We start from the raw sequence: 13,551 nt of genomic DNA, 5'->3' as shown, positions 1-13,551 counted from the left end.
ATGGGTCTCATCGGCATTCTGGTCGGCCTCGCCGTCCTCATCTTCCTCGCCTTCCGCGGCTCGTCCATCCTCATCCTCGCGCCCATCGCGGGCCTGATCGCGGCCGCCTTCTCCGGCGAGCCGCTGCTGGCGAGCTGGACGCAGACCTTCATGCGCAACGCGGCGGATTTCGTCGCGCAATTCTTCCCGCTGTTCCTGCTCGGCGCGGTGTTCGGCAAGCTGATGGAGGATTCCGGCTCCGTCACCTCCATCGCCAACACCATGACGGAGAAGCTCGGCCCCAGCCGCGCCATCCTCGCGGTGGTGCTGGCCGGCGCCATCGTCACCTATGGCGGCGTGTCGCTGTTCGTCGCCTTCTTCGTGCTGGCGCCCATGGGCGTCGCTTTGTTCCGCGCGGCCGGCGTGCCGCGCCGGCTGATGCCGGCGGCCATCGCGCTCGGCACCTCCACCTTCACCATGTCGGCCATGCCGGGCACGCCCTCCATCCAGAACGCCATCCCCATGCCCTTCTTCGGCACCACGCCGTTCGCGGCGCCGGGGCTCGGCATCATCGCCTCCCTCATCATGCTGGGCTTCGGCATGTGGTGGCTGAAGCGGCGGGAGAACGCGGCGCGTGCCGCCGGCGAGGGCTTCGGCTCGCTCATCGCCGCGCCGGACGAGAGCGCGGACCTTGCGGCGGACGACCCGATCGTGCGCGAGCGCGCCTCCACGGCCGGCCCGTTCGACCCCTCCGAGATCCATTCCAGCGATGAATCCCCTCGCACGCCGCCGATCCTGCTGGCGGCGCTGCCCATCGTGGTGGTGATCGTGGTGAACCTGCTCATGTCCTTCGTGGTGCTGCCGCGCATGGATGTGAGCTTCCTCGCCGATCCGCAGTGGGGCGGCGTCACCCTCTCGGCCGTGGGTGGCGTGTGGTCGGTGATCGTGGCGCTGGCCGCCGCCATCGTCACCTGCATCATCATCAACTTCCGCAGTGTGCCCGAGCTGCGCGCCACCATGACGGCGGGCGCCAACGCCTCGGTGCTGCCCATCCTCGCGGTGGCGAGCCTCGTGGGCTTCGGCGCCATCGTCGCGGCGCTGCCGGCCTTCGCGGACGTGCGCAACTGGGTGCTCGGCATCGGCGGCGGGCCTTTGGTGTCGCTGGCGGTGGCCACCAACATCCTCGCCGCGCTCACCGGCTCGGCCTCCGGCGGCCTCACCATCGCCCTGGACGCGCTGGGGCCGACCTACATGAAGATCGCCGCACAGATCGGTATGGACCCGTCCCTCATGCACCGCGTCGCCGTCATCGGCTCCGGCACGCTGGACAGCCTGCCTCACAACGGCGCGGTGGTGACGCTGCTGTCCGTGTGCGGCGTGACCCACAAGGAAGGCTACCTCGACATCGTGATGGCCGCCGTGGTGGGCGCCCTCATCGCGCTCGCCGTGGTGATCGGCCTCGGCACCGTTCTGGGCAGCTTCTGAGGGGATCGGCGATGCGCAAAGCGATCGTGCGGCTGGTGACGCTGAGCCGCTGGGCCATGGTGCCGCTGTTCGCCGGCCTCGCGGTGGGCCTCGCGCTGCTCGTCGTCGCGTTCCTGATGGAACTGGTGCGCTTCGCCATCGCCCTGCCGGGGATGAACGAGACGCACGTCATCATGGGCATCCTCACCCTCATCGACCTTGCCTTGGTGGGCGGGCTGCTGGTGGTGGTGATCGCCTCGGGCTACGAGAACTTCGTCGAGAAGATCGACCGCGCCGATACCCCGGCCTCTCCCGCCTGGATGACGCGGATTTCCTTCTCGGGCCTCAAGCTGAAGCTGTTCGCCTCGCTCATGGCCATCACTGGCATCACGCTGCTGAAGGCCCTGATGCGGCTGGAGACGGACGTGAGCGAGACGCAGGTGCGATGGCTGGTGGTCGCCAACATCATCTTCGTCGCCGCCTACGCGGTGCTGGCGCTCACCGACCGCTTCCACCCCAGCACCCGGGACGATTGAGAGGCGATCCCGGCGGCAAGGCCCTCGCCCCCGAGCGACACTACCCCCTGAGCGCGCGGCGCATCACCTTGCCGGAGCCGGTGCGGGGCAGTTCCTCGATGAAGACGTAGGCGCGCGGGCGCTTGTATTCGGCGAGGTGCTCCGCGGCGTAGGCCTCGAGCGCCGCGGCGTCCGCCTGAGCCCCCGCCTGCAGCACGACAAAGGCAGTGACGAGGGAGACCTCGCCCGATTGCGCCTCCGCCACCGCCACCTCCGCCACATCGGGATGCGCGGCGAGCGCGCGCTCCACCTCTTCCGGCGCCACGCGATAGCCGAAGGCGTTCATCTGGTCGTCGGCCCGGCCCTCGTACCAGAGGTAGCCGTCCGCATCGAAGCGGGCGAGATCGCCGGTGAGGAACCATTCGCCGCGGAGGACAGCCGCGGTCTCTTCCGGCAGGCCCCAATAGCCGAGCATCAGGCCGGGGTCGGAGCGATGGACGGCGAGGACGCCGGTGTCGCCGGCCGGAAGGGGATGCAGCGCGTCCGGCGCCTCGCCCTCGGGCGGCAGCACGGCGACCCGCCGCCCCGCCTGCGGCTTGCCGGGGCTGCCCGGCCGGGTCGGCACCGCGGGTCCGGAGGAGACGTAGGTGGAGATCTCGCTCATCCCCAGCGCTTCATAGAGCGGGCGCCCCGTCGCCTCCACCCATTCGCCGTGCAGCGCCGCCTTCAGCGCCTCGCCGGCGGTGAGGCCGTGGCGCAGGGCGGGAAAGCGCCCGGGAGTGATCTGCGCATATTTCAGGATGCGCCGGTAGAGACCGGGCACGGCGGCGAACATCGTCGCGCCGGTCTCCTCCAGCAGGTCGGGCCAGGCGCCGGGCGGCCGATCGCCGAGATGGACGATGCTGGTCGCCCCCACCGCCCAGGGGTCCATCAGACCGACGCCCAGCGTATAGGTCCAGTTGAACGCGCCAGCGTGAAACAGCAGGTCGTCGCCCTTCAGGTCATGCCAGCCGGCACGCATGGGCACGCGCCCGAGCCCCACCCTCTGGGCGTGGGCGACGCCCTTGGGCCGGCCGCTGGTGCCCGAGGTAAAGACCAGGAAGGCGAGATCGTCCGCATCCGTGGCGACGAAATCGATGGCCGTTGCGGCGCCGAGCCGCGCCATGCCGGCGGCATCGATCACATGCACCCCCGCGCGCGGCGCCGGCATCACGCCCGATCCGTCGCCCACCACCAGGACCGCGCCGGAATCGTCGAGGATCATCTCCACCTCGTGCCCCGTGAGCTGGGTGGAAGTGGGGATGGGCGCCAGCCCCGCGGCAATGGCGCCGAAGAACATGATCGGAAACTCGGAGGTGTTCCCCACCCGGAGCAGCACCCGCGATCCGCGCGGCAGGCCGTATTCCGCGAAGCCGCCGGCCACGCGCAGCACTGCGGCGGTGAGATCGCCGTAGCTCCACCGCTCGATGATGCGCCCCTTCGGCCCCTCGGCCACCAGCAAGGCGGGCTTAGCCGCGTCAGCACCGGCGGACGCGAGGCAGAAGCGGGCAAGGTTGAAGGGGCGGGAGGAAGCCTGATTCACCGTCTCGATCATGCCCCGATCATGGCTGCCGCGCACCGCCCGCGCCAGCTCTATTGCAAAGGCTGCGCTGGGGCGCTTCAGGCGACCGCCTGAAGCTGGCCGCACAGGGCCGCCACATCCACCGCATCGTTCTGGTCGGCGCGCAGGAAGCGGCCGGCATAGGTCTCCCACAGCCGGGACCTGAGGAAATAGGCCACCACCTCCGGATCGAGATGTCCCTCCCTGCCCATGGAGACGAGGATTCGCATGGCTTCCGACAGGCTCTTCGCCGGCTTGTAGGGGCGATCCGAGGCGGTGAGCGCCTCGAACACGTCGGCCACCGCCATCACCCGTTCGGGCAGCGTGAGGCCGTCGGCGGCGATGCGGCGGGGATAGCCCTTGCCGTCCATGCGCTCGTGATGGGTGGCGGCGAGTTCGGGTACCCGCTCCAGCCCTTCGGGCCAGGGCAGCGCCTTGAGCATGATGTAGGTCTGCACCACGTGGTCGTTGACCTTGAACCGCTCCTCGTCGTTCAGCGTGCCGCGGCGGATGGAGAGGTTGTAGAGTTCGCCGAGGTTCTGGGCGGCCGGCGGCAGGCGCATGTCGAAGCCGTAGCGATTGGCCGGATCGCCCTTCTCGACCGGAGGCCGGAGGGCGCCCCAGGGGTGGATGTGCTCGGGCTTGTCGGCGAGAAGATGCTCCTCGGCCGGCAGCGCGGGGGCCGGATGGCCGGCGAGATGGGCCTCCTCTTCCCGCGAGAGGCCGAGCCGGTCGTCGAAATGCCGGGTCCAGGTGCGCTTCGCGATCTCGGCGAGGCGGGCGAGGGCCTCGTCGGTCATGAACTCCCCACCCACATTGGATCGGGCGACGAAGGCGAAGTCGTCGGCAAGGCGCGCCTCCTCCTCGGCCAGCATCTGCGCCGAGGCGGACGCATCCGCGCCGGCTGCGAGGCGCGTGAGATGGGCGATGCGGGCATCGCGCAGCAGCACCTCAAACCGGGTGCGCACCTCGTGGATGCGGTTGTGGACCGCCTCGAGCTTGGTCGCCTTGTCGATGATGTGCTCGGGACTCGTCACCTTGCCGCAATCGTGCAGCCAGGAGCCCACCCGGAAGGCGCGGCGATCTCCCTCGCTGAGGGTGAAGTCGCGATAGGGGCCGTCCGCGTCGGCGGCCATGCGCGAGACGATCATGTCGGCCAGCTCCGGCACGCGGCGGCAGTGGGCGCCGGTATAGGGGCTCTTGGCGTCGATGGCGTCGGCCACGAGAAGGATCAACCCTTCCAGCAGCCGCCCCTGTTCCTCCATCAGCCGCCGCGTCTCGATGGAGATGGCAAGCGTGCCGGAAAGCTGGCGCGCGAAGGCGATGAAGGCGCCGCTATGGTGAACGGCATCGGCGCCATGGACCAGCACCAGGAGGCCGATGGGGCGCCCTTTGCGGTCGCGCAGCGGCAGCGCAAGCCGCTCCGCGCCGCCGGCGTCGACCGGCGCGACCGTCTCCGGCGCATCGAGCACGGACAGGGGCAGCACCGCCGGCATGTCGGCGGAGGCGTCGGCCTCCTCGCGGACATCGGCGGCGACCTGCAGGTCGCGGGACGCTCCATCCACCAGGTAGACCACCCCGCGCGTGCAGGACGTACCCTTCACGGTGGCGGCAAGCACCTGCTCCAGCATCCGGTCCAGCTGCGGCTCGCAGGCGATAATCTCGCTGGTGGCGAGGAAGTCGCGGATGGTCTCGCCCACCGTGTCGAGCACCCTGTGGAAGTCGGCGATCTCGCGGATGAAGCTGCCCACCCTGGCCGGGCGGCCGAAGTCGAACCGGGTCAGGCGCTGGGCCTGCTCGGCCAGTTCGTTCAGCCCATGCCCGAGGCGCTGGCCGGCGAACCAGCCGATGACGATGAAGCCGAGCGCGATGCCGCCGCTGACCCACATCTGGCGTTCCAGGCGGGCCCGCAGCGGGGCGAGGACCTCATTGCGCGGCACCGCCATGACCAGCGTGTTGCGCCGATCGGCGCGGGCATTGAGCAGCGTCTTGACGCCCAGCCAGTCCTGTCCGTCGGCGCGGAAGCGCGCCGGCCCGCGCGTGGGCATGGCGAGACCGTCCAGTTCGGCGAGCGGACCCGACTTAAGGTCGCGCAGGGGCACGATCTTATCCGGCATGGCGGAGACGGTGCCAGCATAGGCGATGACCCAGCCTGCCTGATCGACGATCGCCACCTCGGTCCCGGGCGTAGGCCGCAAGCCGTCCAACTCGCGGGCGATGTCGGTCAGCGAGAGATCGAGGCCGATCACCGCATCGACCCCCGCCACCTTGCGGCTGGCCGTGACGCCGACCTCGCCGGTCGACGGGAACACATAGGGCGCGGTCACATGCTGGCCCGGCTGTGCCATGGCGCCGAGATACCATTCGCGCTGGCGAGGATCGCGCGGGAGCGACGTCGCGGCGGGACGCTCCGCAATCGTGCGCATGTCCTCGTCGTAGAAGCGCCAGACGCCGGCGGGCTGGCCAGCCGAGCCGGCGGCCTGCTCCGCCGTGATGATATGGGCGAGGAAGCGCGTGCCCCCCGGCGCTGACTGGCGGGCCGCGTCGGGCGGATCGAGCGCCAGCAGCCGCACGAAATTCCCGTCGCCATAGGCGAAGGTGATGGAGCTGAGGAAGGGCATGCTGGCGAACACCGGTCGCAGCGCCCCGAGGTGATCGAGCAGCGTGTCCGGCCCGCCGGTCACCGCGCTGCCGTCGCTGGCGAGGATCTCCAACGCCACCGTGCCGGGCAGGGCGCGGTTCTCCACCTTCTCCGTGATGAGCTGGCCCAGCAGAGCCGCGCGTTCCAGTGTCGCGTTCAGCAACGCATCCCGCCCATTGGTCCAGGCCTGCCAGAGCAGGACGCCGGAGAGCAGGACCATGGCCGTCACCACGGCGAGGGCGAACAGCAGCCGCAAAGGCAGGGTCCATCCGGCCCGGCCCTTAGGCCACGCGGATGCAGACGACGATTCCATGGACGCTCCCCAACATGCACGGATGCTTGCCGCACAAATTTGGGCGAAACGCTAAAACTTAAATTATATCAATTCATTAATCAGCCATTGGTTACCGCCCGGAGGTCTCCTGACATCCCGTCAGCAACAGCGCGCGGTGGGGCTGCTCCAGGCGGATGCCACCCGCCTCCGCAACGCCCCAGCGGGCCAGAAGGGTCTCGACAGTGCCACGATGCCGTTCCGCCGCTGCGGCGCGCGCGGGATCGACGGCAACCGCCCGCGCGAGGAAGCTATCCACCCCGGCGACACGACGCACGTCGTCGTAATCGAGCCGACGCACCGCCTGTGCCGCTCCGCGTGCAATGCAGTCCGAGAGGGCGTCCTGCGCCAGGCCGCGGATAGCTCTCTCATCCTCCACCGGCCGCAACACCTCGAAATAGCTGCCTTCGGCCAACGGCTCCACCACCAGCACCGGCCCACGGCTGACCCTGAGCGCCTCGCCAAGCGCCGCCGCCATCAGGTCTGCCGGGACATGGTGAAGGCTGTTGAGGAAGACCACGGCGTCGAAGCTTCCGTCCGCGAAAGGCAACGCCTCGGCACCGGCCGCGGTGAACGTCGCATCCGGCACCGCCGCCCGCGCCGCCGCGATGGCCTCCGGCCCCGGATCGATGCCGTGGACGCAAGCGCCCCGCGCTGTCAGCGCCCGCGCCAGCGCGCCATGGCCGCAGCCGATATCGAGGAGGGAGCGCCCGTTGAGCGGCCCGAGCCAGTCCTCGATCACTGCCAGCGCCGTGCCCTCCGGCCGCCGCACCGTCTCCGATGGATGTCCGCTCATCACGTTCTGTCCCTAAAGCGCGCCGCGCAGCCGGTGGATGCCGGCCTCGATCTGCTCCTCGGCGAGGGAGGCATAGCCGAGGAGGAGCCAGTCGTTGCTCACGTCGGCAGTGCCGTATTCGTGCCCGCCGCCGTTCTGGATGGTGTAGAGGCCGACGTTGCGGCTCTTGGCCAGCGCTGCCATCTGGTGCGCGCGGGGCAGGCCGGGCGGCAGCTTCCAGGCGAGGTGGGTGCCCGCCTCCGTGCCGCGCAGTTCCACCCGCCCGAAGGCATCGCGCAAGGCGGAGACCAGCACGTTGCGGCGCTGCTGGTAGCGCAGCCTCACCCGTCGCAGATGGCGCACGAAGCCGCCCGTATGCAGGAATTCGGCGAGCGCCGCCTGCTCCAGCCACACATGGCCGTTGTCGAGCAGCGCCTTCGCCGCGCCCGCAGCCGGGGCGAGATGATCGGGGAAAATGGCGAAGCCGGTCCTTAGCCCGGCGCCAAGCGATTTGGAGAAGGTGCCGAGATAGATCACGTTTTCCGGGCTCATGGCTTTGAGCGCCGGCAGCAGCATCCCGCCATAATGGAACTCGCTGTCGTAATCGTCCTCGATCAGATAGGCCCCGGTGCGGTCGGCCCAGGAGAGCAGTTGCTGGCGCCGCTCCAGCGAGAGCACACCGCCCATGGGATATTGGTGCGAGGGCATCACATAGGCGAGTTGCGCCGCCACCCCGGCGAGGCGGGACGTGTCGATGCCCTGCTCGTCCACCGGCAGAGGGTGGAGGCGCATGTTGACGCTCTCGAACAGGTAGGCGGCGCCCTGGCTGCAGGGGTTTTCCACCACCACCGCGTCGCCCTCCCGGGCCAGCACCCGGAGCGCGAGGTTGAGGGCGAGCTGCGCGCCGGCGACGATCACCACCTGCTCAGGCCGCACATGGATGTCGCGCATCACCGCCACATGGTCGGCGATGGCGGTGCGCAGGGCCATCAGCCCACACGGCTCGCCATATTCGGTGAGATTGTGCCCCGCCACGGCGAGGGCATGCAGCACGAGGCGCCGCCACGTCTTCAGCGGGAAGGCGCGCGGATCGGTGCGCTGGGGCCAGAAATCGATGGGGATGCGGCTGGTGTTGAGGATGGAGTGGGGCCGGCCGGTGAAGGCGGCGGGGGCGAGCTTCTCCGGCGCGCGCCGCTCGGCCAGGGCCGGGGCCTCCGCGCGCCGGGCGGCGACCGAGGCAGATGCGCCAACCGACGCGCTGACGGACGCGCTCATGGCCGCCTCGGGCACCACGGCAGCCACATAGGTGCCCACCATGGGGCGGGTGATGAGATAGCCCTCGTTGATGAGCCGCTCGTAGGCGAACGTCACCGAATTGCGCGAGACGCCGAGCTGCTGGGCCAGATGGCGGGAGGACGGCACCGCCGCCTCGGCCTTCAGCCGCCCGTCGAGGATCTGCTGGCGGATCTGCTCGAAGAGCTGTTCCTGGAGGCTCAGGGTCGAGGCGCGGTCGAGGGAGATCAGCACGGCGTCGCAACCCCATTGGTCCGGCAGGCAGTGCATGTTGGCACCGGATGGGGCCAGTTGCGAGAGGGCCAGTCGCTGTCGGCGTTTTGGGGCCACCCCGGCCGCTTGCTTGACTTGACCGAGGGGGGCCAACCATTTTCACCGTCAATGCGCGTGCTTTGATGAATTGGCGGCCGCGCCCGCATCTGAGGCGACACTTATGCCCGAGACCGCTCTGCTCCAGGCGGACGAAACGTTATTTCCCGCCCCCCTCCTCACCCTCGCCGCCGACGTGCTCGCGGCCGCCCGCGCGCGGAACATCCGCCTTGCCGCGGCCGAGACGGTGACGTCGGGCCTGGTCGCCGCCTGCCTCACTTCAGTGTCCGGCGCCTCGGAAATCTTCGAGCGGGGCTATGTGCTCTATCACTCGTCCGCCAAGGCCACCGGCCTCGACGTGCCGGCCGCCGTCTCCGCCGCCCATGGCGCGGTGAGCGCGGAGGTCACTCGCGGCCTCGCCCAGGGCCTGCTCGGCCATTCCGAGGCGGGTGCCACTGTCGCCATCACCGGCTATGCCGGGCCGGGCGGCGGCAATGCAGTGAACCCCGTGGGCACCATCTTCGTCGCGGTGGCCACCCGCGACGGGGGGCTCGCGGAAGAGCGACACGTCTTCCCCGGCAGCCGCGACAACGTGCGCCTGTGCGCCGTGCGGGCGGCCCTCGCTCTGCTCAAATCCCAGCTCGGCTGACGCCCCGCGCATGAGCGACATCCCGGTCGTCCTCGTCACCGGCTTTCTCGGCGCGGGCAAGACGACCCTGCTCAACGATCTGCTGAAGCGCCCGGCGTTCCGCGACACCGCCGTCATCATCAACGAGGCGGGCGACGCCGGCATCGACCACGCGCTCATCGAGACGGGCAGCGACGAGGTGATGCTGCTGGAGGGCGGCTGCATCTGCTGCCGCATGAAGGGCTCGCTGAACGCCACGCTCAACGGCCTCCTGCGCCGCCGCGCCATGGACGGGCTCTCCTTCCGCCGGGTGGTGGTGGAGACGAGCGGCCTCGCCGACCCCGCGCCAGTGCTCCATGCGCTGATCGCCGATCCCGTGTTCAACCGGCATTTCTCCATCGCCGGCGTGACGACCGTGGTGGATGCGGCGAACTTCGCCGCCACCCTCGCTCACCATCCCGAGGGGATGACGCAGGTCGCCCTCGCCGACCGCATCCTCATCAGCAAGGCGGACCTTGCGACGGCGGACCAGCTCGCCGCCGCCGAGCGCGAGGTGGCCATGCTCAATCCGCTGGCGGAATGCCACGTGCTGCCGGCGACGGCGCGCGACGGGACGCTGCTCTGGATCGACCCGCGCGAGACGCCGCGCCCGCTCAGCCGGCGCTTCTCGGCCACCGGCGTCGGCCATGCCGTGACCACCGCCTCCCTCGCCTTCCCCGGCCGCCTGACACAGGATGAGGTGGATGCCTGGCTTGACCGTGTGAGCGACCTGTTCGGCGCCGCCTTGCTGCGCCTCAAGGGCATCCTGCATCTGGAAGAGGTGCCCCAGCCGGTGGTGCTGCACGGGGTGCAGGGGCTGGTCTATTCCCCCGGCCTTCTCGCCCACGCGGCGGACGGCGAGAACCGCATGGTCCTCATCGCCCGCGGCATCGAGGAGCAGGACCTCGCCGACGCGCTGACCTTGCTCGCCGGCATGGCCCGTCCGTGACGGGTTTCACCCGCCGTTGGCCTGGACGCACTGGTTGACGCGGGCCCACGCCTCCTTGGCGCGCTTGCCGAGATTGACCGTGCCCACATCCTCGGAATCCGGCAGCGAGAACTGGTAGGCGCCGGCGGCCGCGATATGGTCGATGGCGACGAAGGGCATGATGAACCACATGCGCGTGCCATCGGCGCCGCCCGGCACCGTCCATTCCAGCATGCCGCGTGGCTTGCCGGGAACGTTGACGATGGTGCCCTTGAAGTCTCCCTTGCGGCCCTCGGCCTTCACGCTCATGTAAACTTGGCCGTCGGTGCGTCGGGCGATGATGTCGTCACGGTTGCCGACCTTGCGCGTGGCGCGGCAGTTGATGATGCCGGACTTCTCCGTGGTGGCGGTGAAGTTCCAGCCATCGAAGCCCGCCCCATATGGCTTGACCTGGGCCTGCGCGCCCCCGGCGGTGGCGAGGGTGGCGGCGACGGCGAGCGCGGCGAGAATACCCGTCTTCATGTGCGGCCTTCTGGGTCGGAGATGAGGAGGTGATTGATCAGGCATCGCGCCCCGCCGGCTTGTCCCCCCGGTCAAGCTCCAGCAGGGCCATGTGTATGAAATATCGGGTGAATGCAAGCTGAACGCAGCATGGCCGAATGCCGGCGCGCGCCGGGCTGAATGCGGGCGGCCGCGTTGATCGCACCGACTGGCCCCATGATCGAGACTGGCCCCATGAGCCCGCCACGAGCCGGCGCTACCGTGGACCCCTGCCCCGCCCTAGCGTTCAGGCACAGGATGGAAGCGAGCGAGACCGCAATGGCCAGCACTTTTTCGGCGAAGACCTTTTCCGGCACCGTGGGCATCGTTCCCGCGCTCGACATCGAGACGCAGGAGAAGTTCGATGCGGTGGTGAAGGCGACGAGCGGCGTCCCCGGCGTCGCCGGGTACAAGCTCGGCCTCACCAGCGTGCTGCGCCATGGCCTGAAGGAGTCCATGCGGCGCGTGCGCGACCTCACCGACCTGCCGATCCTCTACGACCACCAGAAGGCCGGTCCGGACATGCCGGACATGGCGAAGAAGTTCACCGCCCTGTGCGCCGAGGCCGAGGTGGACGGGCTCATCCTCTTCCCCGTCGCCGGCCCCACGGCCGTGGACGGCTTCGTCGGCGAGGCGCTCAAGGCCGGGATCGCGCCGGTGGTGGGCGGTGAGATTCCGGTGGCCGATTACGGCGTCTCCGGTGGCGGCTATCTGCTCGACAATGCGCTGGACCTCATCCTCGCCCGCGCGGCCGAGGGTGGCGCCGATCATTTCGTGCTGCCCGCCCACGATGCCGCCAAGGTCACCCGCTGGTCCGGCTGGATCGCCGCGAACGTGAAAAATCCGCTGGTGTTCCTCACCGGTTTCGGTTCGCTGGGCGGCACCATCGAGGGGGCGTTCGCCGCCGCAGCGGCCTGCCCCCGCCGCTTCGCCATCGTCGGCCGCCTCATCACCGACGCGAAGGACCCGGCCGCCGCCGCCGCCGCCCTCTATGAGAAGATGCAGGCGCTGGAGGCCGCGGCCTCATGACCGTGATGCTGCCCTCCCTCCATCGCGAACCGTTTGTCGGCGGGCGCTTCGTGCCTGCCATGGGCGGTGACGTGGAGAAGTTGGTCGATCCCTGGACCGGAGCGCCCCTCGCGGAAATCGCGCTCGCCGGGCCGGTGGAGGTGGAGGCGGCGATCCGCTCGGCGCGCCACGCCTTCGATGCCAGCGACTGGCCCCATCTGCCGCCGGTGGAGCGCGGCGCGGTGCTCCACCGCATCGCCGCCGGGATCAAGACCCGGCAGGACCAGTTCGCGCAGATCGAGGCGGTGAACGCCGGCAAGCCCATCTCCGGCGCCCTGCGAGAGGTGGAGGGCGCGATCCGCGTCTTCACTTATTATGCCGGGGCCATGGACAAGGTGTTCGGCGACACCATCCCTCTCGGCAAGGACCTTCTGGATTTCACCCTGCGCGAGCCGTTGGGCGTGGTGGCGCAGATCGTGCCGTGGAACTTCCCGCTGCTCGGCGCCTCGTGGAAGCTCGCCCCGGCGCTGGCCGCCGGCTGCGCCGCCATCCTCAAGCCCGCGCCCCTGACACCGCTGAGCGCTTTGCTGCTCGCCGATGTGTGCCGCGAGGCGGGCGTGCCGGACGGCTTCCTCTCCGTGCTGCCCGGCGGCGCGGATGTGGGGCGGCGGCTGGCAGAAGACCCGCGTATCGACGGCATCTCCTTCACCGGCTCCACCGCCGTGGGGTCGGAGGTGATGCGGCTCGCCTCCGGCTCCATCAAGCGCGTGGCGCTGGAACTGGGCGGCAAGAACGCCGCTTTGATCTTTGCCGATGCCGACATGGAGAAGGCGGCGGCGAGCGCGGTCGCCTCCGGCTTCGGCAATGCCGGCCAGTCCTGCTCGGCCCGCTCGCGCCTGCTGGTGGAGCGCAGCGCGCTGGAGCCCTTCGCCCGCGCCTTCGCGCTGGCGGCCGCACGGCTGAAGAACGGTTCTGCGCTGGACCCAGCGACCAATCTCGGCCCGCTCATCTCGTCTTCGCATCGGGATGCCGTGGACCGCACCGTGGCGCAGGCGCGCGAGGCGGGGGCGACGCTGGTGAGCGGCGGGGCCATGCCCGAGGGCGACGGCTTCTTCTATCCCGCCACCATCCTCTCGGGCGTGGGGCCGGACAATCCGGCCTTCAACCGGGAGATCTTCGGCCCGGTCTGCTCCCTGACACCGTTCGACAGCGAGGCCGAGGCCATCGCGCTGGCCAATGACAGCGAGTATGGTCTCAATGGCTCCGTCTGGTGCCGCGACATCGGCCGCGCGCTGCGGGTGGCACGGGCCATGCGCACCGGCATGGTAGCGGTGAACGGCCTGCCCAGCGCCTCGAAGACCAGCGTGTTCGCGCCGTTCGGCGGCTACAAGCGCTCCGGCATAGGCCGCGAGCTTGGCCTTCAGGCGCTGGATTTCTACTGCGAGATCAAGAACGTGGTGGTGGACCTCACGTAGCGGAAGACAAAAGGAGCCACCGGCGG

The 13,551-nt window shown here is 69.9% G+C and carries 11 protein-coding genes; 6 read left to right on the top strand and 5 right to left on the bottom strand.

The features are described from left to right. Together ACT535_RS12335 and ACT535_RS12330 are read left to right on the top strand one after the other, a co-directional pair. On the top strand, positions 1-1,464 hold the full coding sequence (locus ACT535_RS12335) for a GntP family permease (RefSeq protein WP_476364577.1): 1,464 nt from the start codon (positions 1-3) through the stop codon (positions 1,462-1,464). A gap of 11 nt (positions 1,465-1,475) precedes the next feature. After that, positions 1,476-1,979 (top strand): YqhA family protein, encoded by a 504-nt coding sequence (locus tag ACT535_RS12330; protein ID WP_168461540.1) that lies wholly within the window; start codon positions 1,476-1,478, stop codon positions 1,977-1,979. 40 nt (positions 1,980-2,019) lie between these two features. Here the strand turns inward: ACT535_RS12330 and ACT535_RS12325 are convergent, their stop codons facing one another. The 4 genes from ACT535_RS12325 to pdxR form a co-directional block, all read right to left on the bottom strand. After that, entirely contained in the window at positions 2,020-3,552 is a 1,533-nt protein-coding gene (locus tag ACT535_RS12325; protein WP_476364576.1) for a class I adenylate-forming enzyme family protein, read from the bottom strand. Positions 3,553-3,617: 65 nt separating this feature from the next. After that, positions 3,618-6,512 carry an HD domain-containing phosphohydrolase gene (locus ACT535_RS12320; protein ID WP_476364575.1) on the bottom strand — a complete coding sequence of 965 codons (2,895 nt, stop codon included), beginning with the start codon at positions 6,510-6,512 and terminating at the stop codon, positions 3,618-3,620. A 91-nt stretch (positions 6,513-6,603) separates the two neighbouring features. Then, entirely contained in the window at positions 6,604-7,326 is a 723-nt protein-coding gene (locus tag ACT535_RS12315) for a class I SAM-dependent methyltransferase (RefSeq protein WP_476364574.1), read from the bottom strand. 12 nt (positions 7,327-7,338) lie between these two features. Then, positions 7,339-8,868: a MocR-like pyridoxine biosynthesis transcription factor PdxR gene (gene pdxR, locus ACT535_RS12310; protein WP_476364573.1), complete on the bottom strand. Its 1,530-nt coding sequence runs from the start codon at positions 8,866-8,868 to the stop codon at positions 7,339-7,341. 163 nt (positions 8,869-9,031) lie between these two features. Between pdxR and ACT535_RS12305 the strand changes: the two genes are divergently transcribed. Together ACT535_RS12305 and ACT535_RS12300 are read left to right on the top strand one after the other, a co-directional pair. Beyond that, entirely contained in the window at positions 9,032-9,556 is a 525-nt protein-coding gene (locus ACT535_RS12305; RefSeq protein WP_476364572.1) for a CinA family protein, read from the top strand. 10 nt (positions 9,557-9,566) lie between these two features. Continuing rightward, complete coding sequence (locus ACT535_RS12300) at positions 9,567-10,523, top strand: CobW family GTP-binding protein (RefSeq protein WP_476364571.1); 957 nt, start codon at positions 9,567-9,569, stop codon at positions 10,521-10,523. 6 nt (positions 10,524-10,529) lie between these two features. On the opposite strand, the gene ACT535_RS12295 is transcribed toward ACT535_RS12300, so the two are convergent. Continuing rightward, the gene (locus ACT535_RS12295) at positions 10,530-11,024 is read right to left on the bottom strand and encodes a hypothetical protein (RefSeq protein WP_476364570.1); all 495 of its coding nucleotides are present in this window, start codon (positions 11,022-11,024) and stop codon (positions 10,530-10,532) included. Between the two features lie 297 nt (positions 11,025-11,321). Between ACT535_RS12295 and ACT535_RS12290 the strand changes: the two genes are divergently transcribed. Continuing rightward, on the top strand, positions 11,322-12,071 hold the full coding sequence (locus ACT535_RS12290) for an orotidine 5'-phosphate decarboxylase / HUMPS family protein (protein WP_476324985.1): 750 nt from the start codon (positions 11,322-11,324) through the stop codon (positions 12,069-12,071). Further along, positions 12,068-13,525: an aldehyde dehydrogenase family protein gene (locus ACT535_RS12285; protein WP_476364569.1), complete on the top strand. Its 1,458-nt coding sequence runs from the start codon at positions 12,068-12,070 to the stop codon at positions 13,523-13,525. Before ACT535_RS12290 ends, ACT535_RS12285 begins: the two co-directional genes overlap by 4 nt. The last annotated feature ends 26 nt before the right edge of the window (positions 13,526-13,551 follow it).

The organism is Xanthobacter sp. DMC12 (assembly GCF_056314105.1).
The sequence above is the reverse complement of the archived record's forward strand: the minus strand, read 5'-3'. Positions and strand labels throughout refer to the sequence as shown.

Bases quoted from the DNA above. Each gene is read 5' to 3' on its own strand.
- pdxR (WP_476364573.1), bottom strand. From the start codon at position 8,868: ATGCACTGCCTGCCGGACCAATGGGGTTGCGACGCCGTGCTGATCTCC.
- ACT535_RS12315 (WP_476364574.1), bottom strand. From the start codon at position 7,326: ATGAGCGGACATCCATCGGAGACGGTGCGGCGGCCGGAGGGCACGGCG.
- ACT535_RS12335 (WP_476364577.1), top strand. From the start codon at position 1: ATGGGTCTCATCGGCATTCTGGTCGGCCTCGCCGTCCTCATCTTCCTC.
- ACT535_RS12300 (WP_476364571.1), top strand. From the start codon at position 9,567: ATGAGCGACATCCCGGTCGTCCTCGTCACCGGCTTTCTCGGCGCGGGC.
- ACT535_RS12295 (WP_476364570.1), bottom strand. From the start codon at position 11,024: ATGAAGACGGGTATTCTCGCCGCGCTCGCCGTCGCCGCCACCCTCGCC.
- ACT535_RS12290 (WP_476324985.1), top strand. From the start codon at position 11,322: ATGGCCAGCACTTTTTCGGCGAAGACCTTTTCCGGCACCGTGGGCATC.
- ACT535_RS12330 (WP_168461540.1), top strand. From the start codon at position 1,476: ATGCGCAAAGCGATCGTGCGGCTGGTGACGCTGAGCCGCTGGGCCATG.
- ACT535_RS12285 (WP_476364569.1), top strand. From the start codon at position 12,068: ATGACCGTGATGCTGCCCTCCCTCCATCGCGAACCGTTTGTCGGCGGG.
- ACT535_RS12320 (WP_476364575.1), bottom strand. From the start codon at position 6,512: ATGGAATCGTCGTCTGCATCCGCGTGGCCTAAGGGCCGGGCCGGATGG.
- ACT535_RS12305 (WP_476364572.1), top strand. From the start codon at position 9,032: ATGCCCGAGACCGCTCTGCTCCAGGCGGACGAAACGTTATTTCCCGCC.
- ACT535_RS12325 (WP_476364576.1), bottom strand. From the start codon at position 3,552: ATGATCGAGACGGTGAATCAGGCTTCCTCCCGCCCCTTCAACCTTGCC.